General features: G+C 42.6%; 18 protein-coding genes. 12 read left to right on the top strand and 6 right to left on the bottom strand.

Going from position 1 to position 19,299, the window contains the following annotated elements; translation table 11 throughout:
* Window positions 1-11: 11 nt before the first annotated feature.
* The 10 genes from speA (at window position 12) to SHALO_RS08080 (ending at window position 12,309) form a co-directional block, all read left to right on the top strand.
* On the top strand, window positions 12-1,856 hold the full coding sequence (gene speA / locus SHALO_RS08125) for a biosynthetic arginine decarboxylase (RefSeq protein ID WP_069478091.1): 1,845 nt from the start codon (window positions 12-14) through the stop codon (window positions 1,854-1,856).
* Entirely contained in the window at window positions 1,853-2,566 is a 714-nt protein-coding gene (gene cysE / locus SHALO_RS08120) for a serine O-acetyltransferase (protein ID WP_069478090.1), read from the top strand. The genes speA and cysE overlap by 4 nt, the downstream gene beginning before the upstream one ends.
* A 246-nt stretch (window positions 2,567-2,812) precedes the next feature.
* The gene (anfD, locus tag SHALO_RS08115; protein ID WP_025344783.1) at window positions 2,813-4,381 is read left to right on the top strand and encodes a nitrogenase iron-iron protein, alpha chain; all 1,569 of its coding nucleotides are present in this window, start codon (window positions 2,813-2,815) and stop codon (window positions 4,379-4,381) included.
* Between the two features lie 11 nt (window positions 4,382-4,392).
* Window positions 4,393-4,770 (top strand): Fe-only nitrogenase subunit delta, encoded by a 378-nt coding sequence (gene anfG, locus SHALO_RS08110; protein ID WP_202968796.1) that lies wholly within the window; start codon window positions 4,393-4,395, stop codon window positions 4,768-4,770.
* Window positions 4,771-4,783: 13 nt separating this feature from the next.
* Window positions 4,784-6,178: a Fe-only nitrogenase subunit beta gene (anfK, locus tag SHALO_RS08105; protein WP_069478089.1), complete on the top strand. Its 1,395-nt coding sequence runs from the start codon at window positions 4,784-4,786 to the stop codon at window positions 6,176-6,178.
* A 139-nt stretch (window positions 6,179-6,317) separates the two neighbouring features.
* Window positions 6,318-6,767: a pyridoxamine 5'-phosphate oxidase family protein gene (locus SHALO_RS08100; RefSeq protein ID WP_202968795.1), complete on the top strand. Its 450-nt coding sequence runs from the start codon at window positions 6,318-6,320 to the stop codon at window positions 6,765-6,767.
* A gap of 91 nt (window positions 6,768-6,858) precedes the next feature.
* Window positions 6,859-8,394 (top strand): sigma-54-dependent Fis family transcriptional regulator, encoded by a 1,536-nt coding sequence (locus SHALO_RS08095; protein ID WP_069478088.1) that lies wholly within the window; start codon window positions 6,859-6,861, stop codon window positions 8,392-8,394.
* Window positions 8,395-8,410: 16 nt separating this feature from the next.
* Entirely contained in the window at window positions 8,411-9,739 is a 1,329-nt protein-coding gene (locus SHALO_RS08090; RefSeq protein ID WP_069478087.1) for a nitrogenase component 1, read from the top strand.
* A 79-nt stretch (window positions 9,740-9,818) separates the two neighbouring features.
* Window positions 9,819-10,988, top strand: coding sequence for a pyridoxal phosphate-dependent aminotransferase (locus tag SHALO_RS08085; RefSeq protein ID WP_069478086.1), 1,170 nt, complete (start codon window positions 9,819-9,821; stop codon window positions 10,986-10,988).
* 124 nt (window positions 10,989-11,112) lie between these two features.
* Complete coding sequence (locus SHALO_RS08080) at window positions 11,113-12,309, top strand: NAD(P)-dependent oxidoreductase (protein ID WP_069478085.1); 1,197 nt, start codon at window positions 11,113-11,115, stop codon at window positions 12,307-12,309.
* A gap of 187 nt (window positions 12,310-12,496) precedes the next feature.
* Here the strand turns inward: SHALO_RS08080 and SHALO_RS08075 are convergent, their stop codons facing one another.
* The 6 genes from SHALO_RS08075 to SHALO_RS15290 all read right to left on the bottom strand — a co-directional run bounded on the left by SHALO_RS08075 (window position 12,497) and on the right by SHALO_RS15290 (window position 17,170).
* The gene (locus tag SHALO_RS08075; RefSeq protein WP_025344775.1) at window positions 12,497-12,742 is read right to left on the bottom strand and encodes a hypothetical protein; all 246 of its coding nucleotides are present in this window, start codon (window positions 12,740-12,742) and stop codon (window positions 12,497-12,499) included.
* 12 nt (window positions 12,743-12,754) lie between these two features.
* Window positions 12,755-13,705: a UDP-3-O-(3-hydroxymyristoyl)glucosamine N-acyltransferase gene (gene lpxD, locus SHALO_RS08070; RefSeq protein ID WP_069478084.1), complete on the bottom strand. Its 951-nt coding sequence runs from the start codon at window positions 13,703-13,705 to the stop codon at window positions 12,755-12,757.
* Window positions 13,706-14,167, bottom strand: coding sequence for an acetolactate synthase small subunit (gene ilvN / locus SHALO_RS08065; RefSeq protein ID WP_025344773.1), 462 nt, complete (start codon window positions 14,165-14,167; stop codon window positions 13,706-13,708). It lies immediately after the preceding gene.
* A gap of 12 nt (window positions 14,168-14,179) precedes the next feature.
* Complete coding sequence (locus tag SHALO_RS08060) at window positions 14,180-15,871, bottom strand: acetolactate synthase large subunit (protein WP_025344772.1); 1,692 nt, start codon at window positions 15,869-15,871, stop codon at window positions 14,180-14,182.
* A 164-nt stretch (window positions 15,872-16,035) separates the two neighbouring features.
* On the bottom strand, window positions 16,036-16,941 hold the full coding sequence (locus SHALO_RS08055) for a Ppx/GppA phosphatase family protein (protein WP_069478083.1): 906 nt from the start codon (window positions 16,939-16,941) through the stop codon (window positions 16,036-16,038).
* Between the two features lie 7 nt (window positions 16,942-16,948).
* Window positions 16,949-17,170: a hypothetical protein gene (locus SHALO_RS15290; protein WP_069478082.1), complete on the bottom strand. Its 222-nt coding sequence runs from the start codon at window positions 17,168-17,170 to the stop codon at window positions 16,949-16,951.
* Window positions 17,171-17,372: 202 nt separating this feature from the next.
* Between SHALO_RS15290 and SHALO_RS08045 the strand changes: the two genes are divergently transcribed.
* Both SHALO_RS08045 and SHALO_RS08040 read left to right on the top strand, forming a co-directional pair.
* The gene (locus SHALO_RS08045) at window positions 17,373-18,845 is read left to right on the top strand and encodes an NAD(P)/FAD-dependent oxidoreductase (protein WP_069479374.1); all 1,473 of its coding nucleotides are present in this window, start codon (window positions 17,373-17,375) and stop codon (window positions 18,843-18,845) included.
* A 32-nt stretch (window positions 18,846-18,877) separates the two neighbouring features.
* A complete protein-coding gene (locus SHALO_RS08040) occupies window positions 18,878-19,249 on the top strand; it encodes a c-type cytochrome (RefSeq protein ID WP_069478081.1) in 372 nt (123 codons plus the stop codon).
* Window positions 19,250-19,299 lie beyond the last annotated feature (50 nt).

Genomic DNA, 19,299 nt, shown 5'->3' with positions numbered 1-19,299 from the left:
GGAGCAAAACATTGGACTATGGAATCAAAACATGGGGAAACGATAACTTTTTTATCGAAGACGGTAAGGTAAAAGTGAACACAGGCTGTGAGCCTTCTTTGATAGAAATCATTCAAGAGATACGACGAGATGGTATCCGTGGTCCTATTTTACTTCGATTCCCGCATCTGATTCAAAAACAGATCCGTATGATTTACAAAAGTTTTGCTGATGCAAAAAAAGAGTTTGGATACGAAGGTAACTTTAGTGCGGTGTACCCTCTTAAGGTCAATCAATTTCCCAATTTCGTCAAAAACCTTGTCACCTTAGGGCAAAAGTATCACTATGGTCTAGAAGCTGGTAGTAAAGCGGAGCTGATTTTAGCGATGGCGTACAACAATCCGGATGCTCCGATCACCGTGAATGGTTTTAAAGATAATGAGATGATCTCGTTAGGGTTTATTGCCGCAGAGATGGGGCATAATATCACGCTTACCATTGAAGGACTCAATGAGCTTGAGAGCATCATCTCCATTGCTAAAGATCGTTTTGGGTGTGTGCCTAATATTGGTCTACGCATTCGTCTGCACAGCTCTGGCATTGGTATTTGGGCGAAAAGTGGTGGTATTAACTCCAAGTTTGGGTTAACCTCCACCGAGCTTTTAGAAGCGGTTAATATGCTTCGTGATGCCAATTTGCTTGAAAAATTTACGATGATTCATTTTCATATCGGATCGCAAATTACCGACATTGCCCCTTTGAAAAAAGCGCTTCGTGAAGCTGGAAATATTTACGCAGAACTCTGTCGTATGGGCGCAACCCATCTTCGAGCGATCAATCTAGGCGGCGGTTTGGCGGTTGAATACTCTCAACATAAAACTACCCTGCATAAAAACTATACCTTAAGCGAGTATGCCAACGACGTTGTCTATCTGCTTAAAGACATCGCAACCCAAAAAGGGGTTCATGAACCCGATATTTTCATCGAGTCAGGACGTTTTGTCGCTGCGCACCATGCCGTACTTATTGCGCCTGTTTTGGAGCTTTTCTCTCAAGAGTACACCGATCAAAAGCTCAGACCCAAAGAGATCAACCCTCCTCTCGTTCAAGAGCTATACGATCTTTTAGGTACGATGAACCGTAAAAATGCGCTTGAATTTTTACACGATAGTATCGATCACATGGAGTCGTTATTGACCCTGTTTGATTTGGGGTATATTGACCTTCAAGATCGCTCTAATACCGAGATTTTGGTTAATCTTATCATCAAAAAAGCGGTTGGTTTGGTTGCCGATAAAAAGCTCAGTGAGATACTAGACATTCAAGATCGTGTGCAAGAGCGCTACTTGGTTAACTTCTCACTCTTCCAGAGTTTGCCTGATTTTTGGGGCATTGGTCAGACGTTTCCTGTTATGCCTCTGGATCGTTTGGATGAAGTGCCTACACGTTCAGCCTCTTTGTGGGACATCACGTGCGATAGTGATGGTGAGATAGGGTTTAACACCGAAACGCCACTCTTTTTACACGATGTGGACATTAAAAATCGTGACTATTTCTTAGGCTTTTTCTTAGTGGGGGCTTATCAAGAAGTATTGGGTATGAAACACAACCTCTTTACTCATCCAACTGAGGCTACTATTATTATTGATGATGATGGCTATTCGATTGAAAATATCTTAGAATCGCAAAGCATTAGTGACATTTTAGAAGACCTTGATTACGACATTAAAGAGGTTCAAGAAAATCTCAATGATCGCATTGAGGCGTCTGACATTATCAGTGAAAAAGAGAAAAAACACATTTTAGGTGAGATTTACCTCTTCTTAAATGACAACGGCTATCTTAAAACGATTAACAATGAGGATAATTCGCAATGAACTCTGTCTCCTTGTGGGAAAAAATTAAAGAAGATTTTTCCCAACCGATTCTGCATGACCCCGCTATCAACTCGAAAGTAGAGCTTTTTTTTAACTACCCAGGGGTTTGGGCACTGGCTAATTACCGCATTGCGCATGCGTTACATGTAAAGGGTTTTAAAACGCTTGCGCGCGCACTGATGGGCATTTCGCAGATTATCACCAACACGGACATTCACCCTGCGTGCACCATTGGTCGCCGTGTCTTTATAGATCATGCCTTTGGTGTGGTTGTGGGTGAGACTGCGATTGTGGGGGACGATGTTTTGATTTATCAAGGCGTTACGCTAGGTGGTGTAAGTTTGGATCGTGGAGTCAAACGTCATCCAACGATTGGCAATCATACCGTTATTGGCTCAGGTGCTAAAATCTTGGGCGATATTATCATTGGTGAAAATTGCCGCATTGGCTCGAACTCCGTTGTCGTCAAAAGCATCCCCGATGACTCAACAGCGGTGGGTTTGCCTGCTCGTATCATTGATAAAGGGCGCGACAAAAACCCTATGGCACACAACAAAATCCCCGACATCAACAAAGAGCTTTTCATCTATATGTTCAAACGCATCAAGATTTTAGAAGAAGCGGTCTTAACCACCAACAAAGATCTCAAAATCAAAGATGACGAACTTGAAGCCATTTATAAATGCTATTTAGAATCCGTTAAAGAGTAAACTTTTTTAAACGCGTTTACTCTTCTCTCCCCTTTTTACTTCCCAAACTCTTTTACATGTAAGCTTTACATTTTCACTGTTTTGTACATACCTACCCTTACAATTTTGTCAAAATAGCCCTCCTCCTTTTTTCCATAAGTTTTTCAAAAGCCCTTCAATAGGCACTTTTATCCTTTTTAAATCTCAGGAATACTCCGTGCAGTTGGTGTGGGGATGATTGACTACATTAAAAAGGAGAAACCAGCTATGCCACATCATGAATTTGAATGCAGTTCCTGCATTCCGGAGCGAAAGTCACATGCGGTTGTGAAAGGTGAAGGCGAGGATTTGACCTCATGTCTTCCAGAAGGACATCTTCTGACCATCCCCGGAACCATTTCGGAGCGAGGATGTGCTTATTGTGGCGCCAAACACGTTATTGGCACTCCTATGAAAGATGCGATTCATATGAGTCATGGCCCTGTGGGATGTACGTATGATACATGGCACACCAAACGTTACATCAGCGACAACGACAACTTTCAGCTCAAATACACCTATGCCACTGATATGAAAGAGTCTCATGTCGTTTTTGGTGGCGGCGATTTGCTCAAAAAGAACATTATCGAAGCCTTCAAAGCGCACCCGACGATCAACCGTATGACCGTGTATCAAACCTGCGCGTCAGCGTTGATTGGGGATGATATGGAAGCGATTGCTAGAGACGTGCTCAAAGAGATGCCTGATAAAGACATTTTTGTCTGTAACTCGCCAGGTTTTGCGGGTCCTAGCCAATCAGGCGGGCATCATAAGATCAACATTGCGTGGATTCATGAAAAAGTAGGAACCGTTGAGCCCAAAATTACGAGTGATTATGTCATCAACTACGTCGGTGATTATAACATTCAAGGCGATTGTGAAATCATGTGCGACTACTTCAAACGCATGGGCATTCAAGTGCTCTCAAGCTTTACGGGCAACGGCTCGTACGATGAGCTTAGAAGCATGCACGGAGCGCATTTAAATGTCCTTGAGTGCGCACGTTCGGCTGAGTATATCTGCAACGAACTTCGCGTAAAGTATGGTATTCCACGACTTGATATCGATGGATTTGGGTTTGAGCCACTTTCCGATTCATTGATGAAAGTAGCACGCTTCTTTGGACTTGAAGATCGCGCACAAGCGATTATTGATGAAGAGACCGCACGTTGGAAGCCTGAGCTTGATTGGTACAAAAAACGTCTGACGGGTGTCAAAGTATGTTTGTGGCCTGGAGGTTCAAAACTGTGGCATTGGGCGAATGTGATTCATGAAGAGATGGGCGTTGAAGTTGTCTCCTTGTACACCAAATTTGGGCACCAAGGTGATATGGAAAAAGGCGTAGCACGAGCCCAACCCGGCACACTTGCCATTGATGATCCGAACGAGCTTGAAGGCATCGAAGCGATGGATAAGCTCAAACCCGATGTCATCTTCACGGGTATGCGCCCTGGAGAAGTGGCTAAAAAACGTCGGGTTCAATACCTCAATGCCCACGCCTATCATAATGGACCGTACAAAGGGTATGAGGGGTGGGTTCGCTTTGCGCGTGATATTTACAATGCTGCGTTCTCTCCGATTCATCAGCTCTCAGGCATTGACATCAGCAGAGACCCGATTGCGACGGATAAAGGCTTTATGACACGCAAAATGATCTCCGATGTAAAATTGATACCAGAAGAAGCGAATGTGGAGGGAGAGAGACCGTACACGGGTGATTTTGATTGTGTGACGAAACTTCGAGGTAAAGTGTATGACCCTGAGTTGTCTCGTAATCACGAGCAAGCAGCGGTTTAAAGGAGAAACCAATGAGCGATGAAAAAGTAAATATGCAAATACAATCGACACAAAGTGCTCGAATCATGCAGATGGAAGATTATATTATGAAACATTGCCTTTGGCAGTTTCACTCAAGATCGTGGGATAGAGAGAGGCAAAACGAAGGGGTTCTTAGCAAAACAAAGCAACTTTTATGCGATGAAGAAGTGGCGAAAGAGACGCCAGAGGATCGTTGCTATTGGGTCGATGCCCTCTCCTTAGCTGAAGCGTTTCGAGCGCGCTTTGCGTGGTTTGCGGAAATGGATAAAGAGAGTATCAAGGTGCTGATAGAAAAGCTTAAAGAACGTATTGACTACGTCACGATTAGCGGTTCGCTCAACAAAGAGCTGACAGTTGCACGATACTAAAAAAGGATAAACCATGTCATGTGAACTCAGAGCAAAAGATCGTACGGGTATTATTAACCCGATCTTTACATGTCAGCCGTGTGGCGCACAGTACGTGAGTATTGGCATCAAAGATTGTATCGCCATTGTTCACGGTGGGCAAGGGTGCGTTATGTTTGTGCGGATGCTGTTTGCGCAACATTTCAAAGATAACTTCGACATCGCCTCTTCTTCGTTGCATGAAGACAGTGCTGTTTTTGGAGCAACGGGAAGGGTTGAAACAGCGGTGGATGTCCTTTTAATGCGTTATCCCGACATCAAAGTCATTCCAATTATTACGACATGTTCGACGGAAATTATTGGCGATGATATCGAAGGTGTTATCACCAAGCTTAATAATGGGCTTTTAAAAGACAAATACGAAGGGCGCGAAGTCCATCTCGTTCCAGTGCATACACCGAGTTTTAAAGGCAGTATGGTCAGTGGTTACGATGTTGCGGTCGAATCGATGCTCAAAGCCTTTGCGAAAAAAACGGATACGCCCAATGGCAAGATCAATCTCATCACGGGTTGGGTTAATCCAGGCGATGTGACTGCACTCAAACATCTTTTGAAAATGATGGAGATTGATGCGACGGTTCTGTTTGAGATCGAGAGTTTTGACTCTCCTTTGATGCCAAGCGGGCAATGCGAAGTCTCTCATGGCGATACGACGGTGGAAGATATGATCAGTACCGGCGATGCCATTGGTACAATTGCACTCAATCGCTATGAGGGCGGTAAAGCAGCCAAATATTTGGAGAAAAATTTTCAAGTACCTTCAATCATAGGACCAACCCCCATTGGCATTCGCAATACCGATACCTTTTTACAACACCTTAAACAACTCACAGGAAAACCCATTCCTGCAGCATTGGTGAAAGAGCGTGGTATTGCTATCGATGCGATTACCGATCTTGCGCATATGTTCTTAGCGGACAAACGTGTGGCTATTTACGGAAACGCTGATCTTGTTATCGGCTTGGCGGAATTTTGCATCGATATGGAGATGAAACCCATACTCCTTCTTTTGGGCGATGATAATTCAGGCTACAAAAAAGATGCGCGCATCAAAAATCTTCAATCCAAAGTAGATTTTGATATGGAGATCATCACCAATGCGGACCTTTGGGAACTTGAAGATCGCATCAAAAACAAAGGCTTAAAGCTTGATCTTATTATGGGGCATTCCAAAGGTAGATTTACCGCGATTGACAATAACATCCCGATGGTGCGCGTGGGCTTTCCAACCTTTGATCGCGCTGGATTGTATCGTCATCCTATTGTGGGTTATGCAGGGGCGATTTGGCTTGCGGAAGAGATCGCCAATACACTGTTTAGCGATATGGAATACAAACGAAACAAAGAGTGGTTACTCAACGTTTGGTAGAAAAACAGAGGGATTTTGTCTTTACATGTAAAGCTAAATCCCTCCATCACGAGGAGAAAAAATATGCACACAATTTGTTATACCAAGAGAATTTGTACCGATGAAGCGATTATTGAAGCCTTTTTGAGCGAGACGCGCGATGGTGGATGAGCAAAATTTCCCTTACGCCACGCCTGTGAATTACGTATGGCACAAGGGTGCTGTTTACTTTCATGGCATGGGAAGTGGTAAAAAAGAGAGCATTTTGCTTCAAAAACCTTCCGTCTGCTTCACCATCTTCTATGAATACGGCACCGTCGTCGACCCTGTTCCCTGTCATGCCGATACGGCGTATCGCAGTGTGATCATTTTTGGCGAGGCGGATAAAGTGATGGACGCCGAAGAGTCCTCTTTAGTGCTTCAAAAATTGCTGGATAAATACACGCCACACTACTATAAGCACCAACTCTCGGGAAGTTTGATCGAAAAGTATCGCTCCACACACGATGGCAAAGCCGTCTCTGTCTTTAAAATTGAACCCTATGAGCTCAGTGCAAAAGAAAATATTGCCTCGAATAGCGAATTGTTCAATAAAGAGGCACTTTTGTGATTCATCGTTCTTCTACTAAGCAGTATACTATCATAGTATAGTTAATTATACTACGATACGTTGCCATTCATCAAAACTGAGGAGAGAGCCTGTGGATACGATTTGCATCAGCCCCATCAAAGATTGCCCACGTTATCAAGAGCTTCGGGTTTTATACGAAATCTCCGTCGCACTTAAAGGCAGTGAACTTGGCATCGAAAAAGCGTTTGAAACAACACTCAGCCTACTGAAGCGGCATTTTTACATGGATAAAAGCATCTATTATGCGCTCAATGATGAGAGCAATGAACTTGAAGTCTTAAGCTCTGTGGGGCTTAGCAAACGGCAAGAACTGTTAGCGACCTATCACATTGGTGAAGGTGCTACGGGATTGTGTGCGCAATTTTTAGAGCCCGTTGTCATTGAAAATGTTCATCAAAATATCCTTTTTCTCAATAAAAGCTGCAGTCTCAAAGAGAGTGAAATCTCCTATCTTGCCATCCCAGCTCTTTCTCAAAACAGACTCTTTGGCGTTTTGGGTGTGAGTTTAACGCAAAAATCGCTCTTAGATTTTGAGGAATTAGTGACACTATTAACGATTACTGCTTCATTGATGGCACAGTCACAGCAGATTAATCAGACGATTAATGATGAAAAGAAGCGTCTTAAAGAAGAAAAACTCTACTACAAAGAAGAGATTTTAAAACAAAATGAGATCATCGGTCATAGCAATGTGATTCAAAATGTTTTGGAGATTGTGGGCAAAGTAGCATGTACAAGCTCCACCATCTTGATCAGCGGTGAAACAGGTACGGGTAAAGAGCTTATTGCCAAAGCCATCCATAACTACAGTCTGCGCAAAGAAAAACCCTACATCAAACTCAACTGTGCCGCCATTCCTGAGAACCTTTTGGAGACCGAGCTTTTTGGGCATGAGCGAGGCGCTTTTACCGATGCTAAAGAGATGCGCAAAGGGCGTTTTGAGCTTGCCGATGAGGGAACGCTTTTTTTGGATGAAATGGGCGATTTGAGTTTAAACCTTCAAGCCAAACTGTTGCGCGTGCTTCAAGAACAAGAGTTTGAACGGCTAGGTGGAACCAAGACCATCAAAGTCGATGTGCGCATTGTGGCGGCAACGAACCGTGATATCAAAGAGATGGTACGCCAAGGAAGTTTTAGGGAAGACCTTTTCTATAGGCTCAATGTGATTCCGATTCACTCCCCTCCACTGCGCGATCGAGGCGAAGATATTATTTTGCTTTCACGCTACTTTTTGGAGCGTTTTTGCAGGCGTCATGGCAAAGAGCGTATGTTGATGAACGATGCGGAAACACTGCTTAAAGCATACAATTGGCCGGGCAATATTCGTGAGCTTGAAAACTGTATGGAGCGCATTGTTCTGCTCGCTCCCTCTTTACATGTAAACGCGCACGTCCTCTCCTCCGTGCTTCCGGCAAAGACACATGTCGACATCAAAGTCTTTGAAACGAAGGCAGATTTGGAGGAGTTGGAGCGTCAGACGATCATTAAAGTGCTGAAAGAGTGCAGTGGCATTAAGATTCATGCGGCAAAAAAACTGGGCATTAGCAACCGCCAAATTGGGTATAAAATCCAAAAATTTGAGATCGGTGTTGAAGAGTATCTTTAAGCAGTAAGGAAGAAAAATGTCGCGTTATCAGAGCATTAAAGAGCTGTTCAACGAATCCAGCTGTAGTCACAATACCAATACAGAGAAAAAAGTGACCTGTGAGCGGCTTAGTCCTGGCACTATGATTGGTGGATGTTCGTTTGAAGGAGCGCTTCAAGCCTTATTGCCGTTCAAAAATGCGGCGCATCTTATTCATTCGCCAAGTACTTGTCCTCAGGTAACACATCTTTTTCAGAATGCGCCCTCTTCTGTTTTTACCACACAAATGGACGCACACGATCTCATTTTTGGAGGTGAAGACAAACTCTCTTCAAGCATAAACTACGTTTATGCGCATATTCATCCCGAAGTCATCTTTATCTATCTGACCTGCGTAAGCTCTTTAATTGGTGAGGATATTGAACGCATTATAAACACCAAGCAAGAAACCCTTGGTATCCCGATTATTCTCATCAATGCAGCAGGGTTTATGGGCGGTGTTCCGTTTGGTGCACGCATTGCAGGCGTGACACTGATGCAACAGTTAATGGGGCAAAAAGAGCCTTTGGATGCTTTGGCATACGACATTAATCTCATAGGTTTTAACGCCTCGCTGAATGAAATGAATGCGTATAAAATGCTCCTTGAAAGCATTGGTTTTCGCATCCATTGGATCTTTGGAGGCGTGGAAGATGTGGAGCGCACACAAATGGCGCACTGTGTAAAACTCAATGTCCTGATTGGGGCTAAACCGATGGTCAGTTTAGCCAGAAAGATGAAAGAGATGTGGGATATTCCTTGGGTCGAGGTCTCCTTTTATGGAAGGCACGCAACTTCTGATGCTATTCGCTCCATCGTTGAAATTTTTGCCGATGGAAAACTGACGCGTATTTCAGAGCAGTTTATTGCGCGTGAAGAGAAAAGTCTCCATCAAGCATTAGAATCTTGTTGCACAGTTTTAAAGGATAAAGTCGCACTACTCGATCTTAAAGGCAAATACTCATGGCAATTTATTCCTATGTTAAAAGAGCTGAATGTTCGCATCGCAGCAACTGCCATTTACCAATGCACACAAGATGATAGTGAAAAAGTTTTTGAATTGTTAAAAGGTCAAGGTATGGTCATTCGCGACCCTTACGAAGAGCTTGAAGAGATCATTGACGAAGAAGCGGTGGATATTTTACTCTGCGATGTTCATCATTATCATTCCGCGGCTGCATCCAAAATCGCTTTTATCGAGGTTTCACCTGTGTTGCAAACCTCTTTTATAGGCTATACTGGTCTCCTTAGCTTTGCACATGAGCTCGTTCAAACTCTAGAGGATCCTTTCTTTACAACTGTTTTTCAAAAAGCACCATGGGAATAGCTTTTTTTGTAAAAAATATAAGAGAAACAGGCTAATTTTTCGCTATAATCTGCACGATATTTTTATAGGGGAAAGTTTCATGCTGTCTAAAAGAATCCAAGTTTTATCACCGTCTCTTACTATGGCGATTACATCTTTAGCGAGAGACCTTAAAGCACAAGGTCGAGATGTTCTGAGTTTTTCAGCGGGTGAGCCTGATTTTGATACGCCACAAATTGTCAAAGATGCGGCGATTGCGGCGATTAACGATGGTTTTTCAAAATACACCGCGGTTGGCGGTACTCCAGAAGTGTTAAAAGCAATTGCTGGAAAATTGAAGCGTGAAAACAATCTTGACTATAAACCTTCCGATATTGTGGTCAATGTAGGTGCGAAACATTCATTGTTTAACATTTTTCAAGCAATCATTGACGAAGGTGATGAAGTCATTATTCCTGCCCCTTACTGGGTAACGTATCCTGAAATTGTCAAGTACAGTGATGGAACACCTGTGTTTATTGATACCGATGAAACCAGTGGTTTTAAAATCACCCCTGCACAGCTTAAAGCGGCGATTACCCCAAAAACAAAAGCACTGTTACTCAACACCCCTTCTAACCCAACAGGTTCTGTCTATTCCAAAGAAGAGCTTACGGCTTTAGCAGACGTGTTAAAAGGAACCAACATTTTAGTGGTTTCCGATGAGATGTATGAGAAAATTCTCTTTGATGGTCTTGTATTCACTTCAGTGGCATCGATCAGTGAAGATATGTTTAAACGCACCATTACGGTCAATGGTTTGAGTAAATCAGTCTCCATGACGGGCTGGCGTTTTGGTTACTTTGCCTGTCCTATTAAAGAGATTACTGATGCGATCGTTGATTTTCAAGGACAAAGCACCTCAAACATCAACTCTATTACGCAAAAAGCGGCGGTTCCTGCACTCAATGGCTTAGCCGATGCGGATATTGAAATCATGCGCTCAGCATTTGAGCGAAGACGTAATCTTGCGCATGAGCTCTTAAATCAAATTGAGGGTATTTCGGTGTTAAAACCAGAAGGCGCTTTTTATCTGTTCGTCAATACCAAAGCGATTGAAAATGACTCTATGAAGTTTTGTCAAAAATTGCTTGAAGAAAAAGGCGTTGCGGTTGTTCCAGGTATTGGGTTTGGCACGGAAGGGTATTTTAGACTCTCTTTTGCGACCGATGATGCAACGATTAAAGATGGCATTGAACGTATTGCCTCTTTTGTTAAAAATTACAAGTAAACTTCTAAAGGGTACTCCCAAAAAAAGTACCCTCTTTCGTTAAGTTAAAACTTCTCAAAAAAATCTTATAGTTTTGATACAATTCCGACATTATTTTTACACACATAGATAAAGGCTTAACGCGATGAACAAATATGTCATTACTCTTGCAAAAACCTGTTTGGGCTGTAAAAAGCCATCCTGTCGTACTGGATGTCCTGTTGGCACGCCCATTCCTGAAATGATTCGTCTTTTTTTGGCAGGCGAGATTAAAGAAGCAGGTAAATTACTGTTTGATAATAACCCCCTCTCCGTCATCTGTTCCATGGTCTGTCCGCATGAAAAACATTGCGAGGGGCACTGTATTCTCAATAAAAAGGGAACGGCGGTGAGTGTTGGAAGTATTGAAAATTATATTTCCGATCTCTACATGAACGATCTTCAGTTTGAAAAACCCATCAAAAATGGCAAAAAAGTTGCAATTATCGGAAGTGGCCCTGCGGGTATCTCTTTAGCGGTTATTTTAGGAGCAAAAGGGTACGAGATTACGATGTACGATGCCCACGATAAAATCGGTGGCGTACTTCGCTATGGTATTCCTGATTTTAGGCTCAATAAAGAGATCTTAGATACGATTGAGACGAAACTTCGCCAGTTAGACGTTACGATTCGCCCGAACATTACCATTGGTAAAAACATCACCATCGCCGATCTTTTCCGTGATGATTTTAAAGCTATTTTTATTGGAACAGGGGTTTGGGCTCCGAAGAAATTGGGTATTAAAGGCGAGAGCTTAGGACATGTGCATTTTGCGATTGACTATCTCAAAAATCCTTCGGTCTACCGTTTAGGACACCAAGTGGTTGTTTTAGGGGCAGGCAATGTCGCAATGGATGTGGCACGAACAGCGGTGCGTCATGGCGCACGTGAAGTGATTATTATGTATCGAAAAGGGATGGAAGACATTCCTGCATCGCATCATGAGGTCGAGTGTGCCAAAATCGATGGTGTCAAGTTTGAGCTTTACAAACAGCCTATTGAAATTACCGAACAAGGTGTTATCTACGCTAGTACGGATGAGAGTGGTGAAGAGGGATTATTGGAAGCAGATTCTATTTTAATCGCCATTAGTCAGAGCCCTAAAGACAATATTGTCCAATCTGCACGCCAAATTGAAGTGGATGGAAAAGGCTTAGTTATTACGGATGAGAGTGGACGTACAACAATGGAAGGTGTTTTTGCCTCAGGAGACGTGGTAACGGGAGCTCGAACGGTAGTCGAAGCAGTCGCTTTTTCAAAACGTGCTGCGGTTGCAATCGAAGAGTATATTGATTCAATTTAAGAGAGTTCTTTCTGAACTCTCAACACACTTTTGAAGCAAAGCTTTAAAAGCTACGTTAACACTGGGTTTTTCTCGGCGAAAAGCCCACGTACCTTTGGTACTTTTATTGCTTGAAAATCGAGTTTTATAAAAATTGAATGAGAACGTTTTACATGTAAAGATTCTTTACATGTAAAACAATTGTGTGTTATTTTGAAGGTGTTCCAAAACGCACTTTGGCATCTTGAAGTGCTGCAATGAGTTCATCAAGATTTTCATAAGGAATATGCGCTTTCCAATCAGGCTCTTCGCCATTTTTCTTCAAAGCAATACCGATGCTTACAACTGGAAATGAACCACTTCCATACGGTTCTTCTAAATGCGAGATCGAAATAATTCCGTTTTTTGTTCCTGCTAATGGAAATTTTGTTAATATTGTGTTTTTTCCGCCCATGGCTTGATCCTTTTAATTCTTTGTAAAAAATTTCGCTATTTTTGCGTGCGTTTTAAGCCACTCACTTTGCAAAGTCAGTGGGAAACCACCGTACGTTTTACCGCCCTCTATTGATTTTGAAACGCCACCGCGTGCAGCAATCGTTGCAAAATCACCAATCTCCAAATGTCCAGCTGTTGCACTTTGTCCACCCATAACAACGTTACGCCCGAGTTTGGATGAACCTGCCAATCCCGATTGTGCAACAATAATACAATACTGCCCCAATTCACAATTGTGCCCAATTTGAACGAGGTTGTCTATTTTTGTCCCTTTTCGAATGATCGTCGATCCAAAAACAGCTTTGTCTATGGTTGTATTTGCCCCTACTTCCACATTCTCTTCCAGAATGACATTTCCCGTGTGATAGATCTTAATATGCTCACCCAATTTTGTATGAGCATAACCAAAACCGTCACTTCCAATCACCGTTCCCGCTTGAATGATGCAACCCTCGCCAATGACACAACCATCGTAAATCACAACATTAGGGTAAATCACAACATTTTTACCAATGCTTACATTTGCACCTATCGTGACATTGGGCATAATCTGCACGCCCTCTTCCACAACACTGCCACTGCCGATAACCACGTGCGTCCCAATGCTACTTTTTTCGCAAATCGTAGCAGGAGACGAGGTATCAAACGGTTTTTTAGCAAAAAAGGCACTCGCATACGCCATACTCAAATAAGGATTGTCGCTGATAAGCGCTTGGGAACTTGAAGGAAGATGTTCTAAAAAAGCAGCAGGGAGAATGACGACCCCTGCTTTGGTGTTTTGTAAATCGCCTAAAAGTTTAGGATTGACAAAAAAAGCGATCTGCGAAGAAGTCGCCTCCTTGAGTGTTGCAAAGGAGGTAACCTCTTGATCCATTCCTGAAAATTCAAGCGAAATCGCTTGGGCTAAAAGGCTTAGTTTCATCTAAATATCCATCGCGACTGAGCCGCTTCTAACGATGTCGGTAGGATTGTATTTTTTAACCGCTTTTAAAAAGTTGTCGATACGATCGTAATCATCGGCAACCATGACAACGATAAAATCTTCACCACTGCTTGCAATCGTGCCATTGTACGCTTTAAGCATCGCATCAAGACCGTTAAAATCTTCACTAAGAGGAATTTTAACGAGCGCCATCTCTTTTTCAACAAATTGACCTGATTCAATGACTTTATAGGTCGGAATCAGCTTATGCAACTGTTTAACGATCTGCTCCAAAACAGGCGTACTGCCTGAGGTGACAATCGTCAACCTCGATAGATTTGTTTTGGGTATAGGAGCCACGGTCAATGAATCAATATTGTACCCACGACCCGCAAAGAGACCCGATATGCGCGATAAAACGCCATCTTCATTTAAAACGATAACCGATAAAACTCTTCTGATATGTTCCATCGCTTACTCCTTATACTCAAGCATCATATTGTAAAGCGTTCCACCTGCTGGAACCATCGGTAAAACATTCTCAAAACGGTCGACTTGAACATCGATCATACAGACCGTGTTACTCTCAATCGCTTCTTTAAGGGCTTTGTCAAACTCATCTTTGGTGGTAACCCTAAAGCCACGGCCGCCAAAACTCTCCACCAATTTGACAAAATCAGGTTGAACGGAAAGGTCGGTTGACGAGTAGCGTTTATTGTAAAAGAACGTTTGCCATTGGCGAACCATGCCTAAAAATTGGTTGTTTAAGATGATGTTAACCACCGCAACTTTGTTTTCAACCGCGGTCATTAACTCTTGAATGTTCATAAGGATGGAGCCATCACCCGTAAAGTTAATAACGGTTTTAGAAGGCACGGCAACTTTAGCGCCAATGGCTGCAGGAAGTCCATACCCCATTGTTCCAAGTCCGCCGCTGCTGAGCCATTGGCGAGGGTAGGAAAAGGGATAAAACTGTGCTGCCCACATTTGGTGTTGCCCAACGTCAGTACAGATAATGGCTTTATCGCCCAGTAATTGCCCTACGCGTTCAATCGCCCACTGTGGTTTAAGAATCTCATTTGAGTCTTCGTATTTAAGAGGATGAATCTCATCGTAGCGCTTTAACAGATCGCGCCACGGTTTGTATTTACTCTCATCGATTTGCTCTTTTGCCAGAGGAATCATCGCTTCAACAACGTTTTTAAGATCACCTACTATGGGGTAATCAATCGGGACAATTTTTCCAATGCTACTAGGATCAATATCGACATGAATGATTTTGGCATGTTTGGCAAATTCACTGAGTTTTCCTGTAACACGGTCATCAAAACGTGGGCCAAATGCGATCATAAGATCGGCTTCACTCATTGCCATATTGGCACTGTAACAGCCGTGCATTCCAAGCATTCCAAGAAGCAGTGGGTTCTCATCACCCATAACACCACGTGCCATTAAGGTTTCAACCGCAGGAATACCACAGAGCTTTGCAAATTCCCTTACTTCTGCGCTAGCGTTAGAATTAATCGCACCACCACCGATGTAAAGTACCGGACGTTTAGCAGCTTGGATCGCTTCAATTGCCTTTTTAATCTGACGTGGATTGCCTTTATAAGTTGGCTTATACGTTTGCATCTTAATTTCGCTCGGATACGCAAAGTGACCCATCTGTGCTGTGACATCTTTAGGAATGTCGACATGTACGGGACCTGGACGTCCACTTCGTGCAATGTAAAACGCCTCTTTTAAAATACGTGGCAAATCTTTGACATCTTTAACCAAATAGTTGTGTTTAACACACGGACGACTAATACCCACCGCGTCAATCTCTTGAAACGCATCGGTTCCGATCATACTAATCGGAACTTGACCGCTGATGACGACCATCGGAATGGAATCCATATAGGCTGTTGCAAGTCCAGTGACAGCATTGGTAAAACCAGGACCACTGGTCACAAAGGCAACGCCGACTTCTCCGCTGGCTCTGGCATAGCCATCGGCTGCGTGAAGGGCTGCTTGCTCGTGTCGTGTGAGAATATGTTTAAAATAGTTTTGTTTGTAAACTTCATCGTAAACATTCATGATAGCACCACCAGGATAGCCAAAGACGACGCTGACATTCTCCTTACGTAGTGCTTCTATGACCATTTGGGAACCGCTTAACTCCATGACCTCTCCTTTACATAATTTTTATACGATGTTTGGGCGCTAAAGCTTGCCGAACAGGTCGGCTAAGACTCAATCATTATTTACAAAGTACCGTAAAGCTCTGTAAAAAAAGTGGGTTATTATAGCAAAGAAAGATTAAAAAGGGTTCATTTGGAAGGCGTATTTTAGGATCGTGCTAAATTGTAACACTGCTCTAGAACAACCCCTTCTCTGAGTCCATCATCAACGACAATACATTTTTCAAAGCCAAGTTTACGCATCATCGCTTTGACAATTAAAATTCCCACAACCACCAAATCCTTACGATTCGTACCTGTGAAGCGCTCTGCATCGCTCTCATTCATACAACTTAATCGCTGATACGCCTCTTCAAAATCGTTTACATGTAAGATCTTTCCATTGACTTTGTTTGCATCGTAATGGGCATAATCCAGCCCTTCTAAAAAAGCGGCAACCGTGGTTGGTGTTCCTGCAGTTGTTACTAATTGTAAAAAAGTGGAAGAAATATCGGGTTGCGTTTGCACAAACGGGCTAATGGACTCTACAATGCGTGCAACATGCGCTTCACGTTCTTGTGTATAGCGCTCCGCGGTGTTGATAATGCCAAAGGGAAAGCTTTGAGACTGTTTGATACCACTCCGGCAAAACGTGAGTTCTGTTGAGCCTCCGCCTAGATCGAACAAGGCGTAGGTTTGATGCTCAAAACCCTCACGTTTTAGGGCATTCTCGATCGCTAATGAAGTTAAGTACGCTTCTCTTTCACCTGAAATAATTTCAAAACAAAGCCCAAAACATGCCTCAATTTCGTCTAAAATTTCTTTCGCATTGGACGCCACGCGCATCGCTTCAGTCGTCACACAGAAGCATTTTTCCTGTTTAAAATCAAAAATTTTAGAAGCTTCTTTTAGCGCATTCAAAATATTCTGTTTTGAAATTTCACTGATCCTCCCCGTTACATGTAAATCTTTTGCGGTGCGCACAATGCGCTCAAACGCCTTCACACGGGTTTTACTCTCACACGCTATTTCCACAATACGCAGGGTATTGGAGCCTAAATCACACCCAATCATTTTCAGCCTATTTTTGTCTAAAAAGTTTCATAAATGTGTTGATAAACGCGCGAATTAATGCTAAAAGAAGGTAGACAATTACGGTGTAAAGCAGCGGATGGTAGGGCATTTTGTGGATGGAGAGTTGCTGTAAATGCACTAAAGGATGTGTCAGCCACTGGTTCATGTGCATTCCTAAGGATAGGAAGAGAAAAATGACGATAAAAATAAGAACTTCTCGTTTTAACATAATGCCTACTTGAGCTAAAGTGAATAGAAGATTTTAGGAAAAAGAAACTTAATGTTTGGTTTGGATAACATTACATTATGAGGACAATTTCAGAAGATTATAAACAACTAAAATAATCAAGTATAATATTTTTAACCAAGGAAAGCCTCAGATTGTTGGAAGTAGAATGGGGAAATACACAACCAAAAAGGATGGGAAAACGATGAAATCAGACAAAATCATTGAGGAGATACTCTTTGAGATTGAAAAGCATGAACGTGGAATGTCTCGCCGTAATGCGATGAAGTTATTGGCAGCATCTCCAATTGCTGCAAGTGTTATAGCAAGTGCAACAATCGCTACAGAAGCTGAAGCTTCGAGTTCGAATGCTACAGGCAAAATTGTAATCGTAGGCGGTGGTCTTGCGGGCATTGCAACCGCTGCAAAGCTTACAAACAGACTTGCAAACCCTGACATTACGCTGATCGAGCCAAATCCATACTCTGTTTCGTATCAACCCGGGCAAACGTTGATCGCAGCTGGTGTATGGGAAAAAAGTGACATTACCTATGAAACGGCGAATTTTATCCCTAAAGGGGTTAAGTGGATTAAAGACTCGGTTGTGAGTTTCGATCCACAAAACAATAAAGTCAAAACAGCTGATGGCACAGAGATTGGGTACGATTATTTAGTAGTAGCAACGGGATTGACACTGAATTTTGGGGCTATTAAAGGCTTAGAAGGCGAAATTACCTCCATGGGTGCGAATGATGTTGTGCGCAAAAAAGTGGGAAAAGATGGCGTTTACTCTGTCTATTTTGCCGATGGCGCCGTGGATACCAAAAAAGGTATCGAAGAGCTGATCGCTAAAGCCAAAGCACACAAAGGTCCTGAAAAACTTCAAGCGATTTTTACCGACCCTGATACGGCGATTAAATGTGGTGGCGCACCTAAAAAAGTTATGTACATTACACATGATTTACTCAAAAAAGCGGGTGTAAGAGATAAAGTAGAATTAACCTTTTGTCCATCAGGCGATAAAATGTTTGGCGTACCTGAATACAATGCCGCCATTTTTGAGCAGTTTAAAGTCAGAGATTTTAAATGGGAGTTTAAAACCAATTTAGTTGCGATTGATACTGAGAAAAAAATGGCAACCTTTGAGAAGAAATGGCTTGAAAAAGGTGAATACGACGAAGATCTTAAAGAGTACACGATGGTCTCTATGAGCAAATTGGTCGAGAAAAAATACGATTTTATCCATATCACGCCTCCTCAAAAAGCTCCTGATTTTGTTGGAAAATCACCGGTTGGTTCGAGCAAAGGCTGGGTTCCAGTTGTGAAAGAGACTCTGCAACACGTTACCTACAAAAATATTTTTGCATTAGGAGATGTTGCCGCTGTGCCTATGGGAAAAACGGGCGGAAGTGCGCGTAAACAATACAATGTCGTTGCCGAAAACTTAATCGCAGTGATGGAAAAACAAGCAAAACTCCCTGCTGAGTACGATGGTTATACGGTATGTCCTTTGATTACGAGTATTGGAACGGTGGCAATGCTTGAATTTAACTGGACAGCCAAACCCGCACCTTCTTTCCCACTTGATCCAACACAAGAGCGCTGGATATGGTGGTTGGTTAAGGTCTATGCCCTCAAACCTATGACAATTTACGGCATGCTCTCTGGTAGAGCCTAGTTTTGATGATGATACATAATAAGGAAAAACGCATGAAAAAAATGAATTTAGCACTCTCACTCATTGCCTTGGTTGTTTTAAGTGGATGTGGCGATAAACCAAAATCAGAGGTTGTCACCTATAAATACACACCAGATCAAGTGTATAAAGAGACATGTTTACACTGTCATGGGCCAAAAGGTGAAGGGGTTGCTGAGAAAAAAGGACCTGCTCTTACGAAACAGAGTGTTCAAGAACTTGAGATGTCACTCTTTGACATTAAAAACGGCGGTCTTGGACAATCCACGGCTACCGAGCACGATGTTATGGAACATAACATGAAAAAATTAGCTGAAAAAGGGTATGACTACGACATTAAAATGATGGCGAATTACATTCACAACACCTTTAACGTCACTAAATAAAAATTTGAGTATGATGTTTTTTGGTGTCTTACCGCATCAAAAAACATCTG

This window comes from Sulfurospirillum halorespirans DSM 13726 (assembly GCF_001723605.1).
In the GTDB taxonomy this organism is placed as follows: domain Bacteria; phylum Campylobacterota; class Campylobacteria; order Campylobacterales; family Sulfurospirillaceae; genus Sulfurospirillum; species Sulfurospirillum halorespirans.
This window is presented reverse-complemented; position numbering and strand designations above follow the sequence as displayed.

Bases quoted from the DNA above. Each gene is read 5' to 3' on its own strand.
- cysE (WP_069478090.1), top strand. From the start codon at position 1,853: ATGAACTCTGTCTCCTTGTGGGAAAAAATTAAAGAAGATTTTTCCCAA.
- anfD (WP_025344783.1), top strand. From the start codon at position 2,813: ATGCCACATCATGAATTTGAATGCAGTTCCTGCATTCCGGAGCGAAAG.
- anfG (WP_202968796.1), top strand. From the start codon at position 4,393: ATGAGCGATGAAAAAGTAAATATGCAAATACAATCGACACAAAGTGCT.
- anfK (WP_069478089.1), top strand. From the start codon at position 4,784: ATGTCATGTGAACTCAGAGCAAAAGATCGTACGGGTATTATTAACCCG.
- SHALO_RS08100 (WP_202968795.1), top strand. From the start codon at position 6,318: ATGGTGGATGAGCAAAATTTCCCTTACGCCACGCCTGTGAATTACGTA.
- SHALO_RS08090 (WP_069478087.1), top strand. From the start codon at position 8,411: ATGTCGCGTTATCAGAGCATTAAAGAGCTGTTCAACGAATCCAGCTGT.
- SHALO_RS08085 (WP_069478086.1), top strand. From the start codon at position 9,819: ATGCTGTCTAAAAGAATCCAAGTTTTATCACCGTCTCTTACTATGGCG.
- SHALO_RS08080 (WP_069478085.1), top strand. From the start codon at position 11,113: ATGAACAAATATGTCATTACTCTTGCAAAAACCTGTTTGGGCTGTAAA.
- SHALO_RS08075 (WP_025344775.1), bottom strand. From the start codon at position 12,742: ATGGGCGGAAAAAACACAATATTAACAAAATTTCCATTAGCAGGAACA.
- lpxD (WP_069478084.1), bottom strand. From the start codon at position 13,705: ATGAAACTAAGCCTTTTAGCCCAAGCGATTTCGCTTGAATTTTCAGGA.
- SHALO_RS08060 (WP_025344772.1), bottom strand. From the start codon at position 15,871: ATGGAGTTAAGCGGTTCCCAAATGGTCATAGAAGCACTACGTAAGGAG.
- SHALO_RS08055 (WP_069478083.1), bottom strand. From the start codon at position 16,941: ATGATTGGGTGTGATTTAGGCTCCAATACCCTGCGTATTGTGGAAATA.
- SHALO_RS15290 (WP_069478082.1), bottom strand. From the start codon at position 17,170: ATGTTAAAACGAGAAGTTCTTATTTTTATCGTCATTTTTCTCTTCCTA.
- SHALO_RS08045 (WP_069479374.1), top strand. From the start codon at position 17,373: ATGAAATCAGACAAAATCATTGAGGAGATACTCTTTGAGATTGAAAAG.
- SHALO_RS08040 (WP_069478081.1), top strand. From the start codon at position 18,878: ATGAAAAAAATGAATTTAGCACTCTCACTCATTGCCTTGGTTGTTTTA.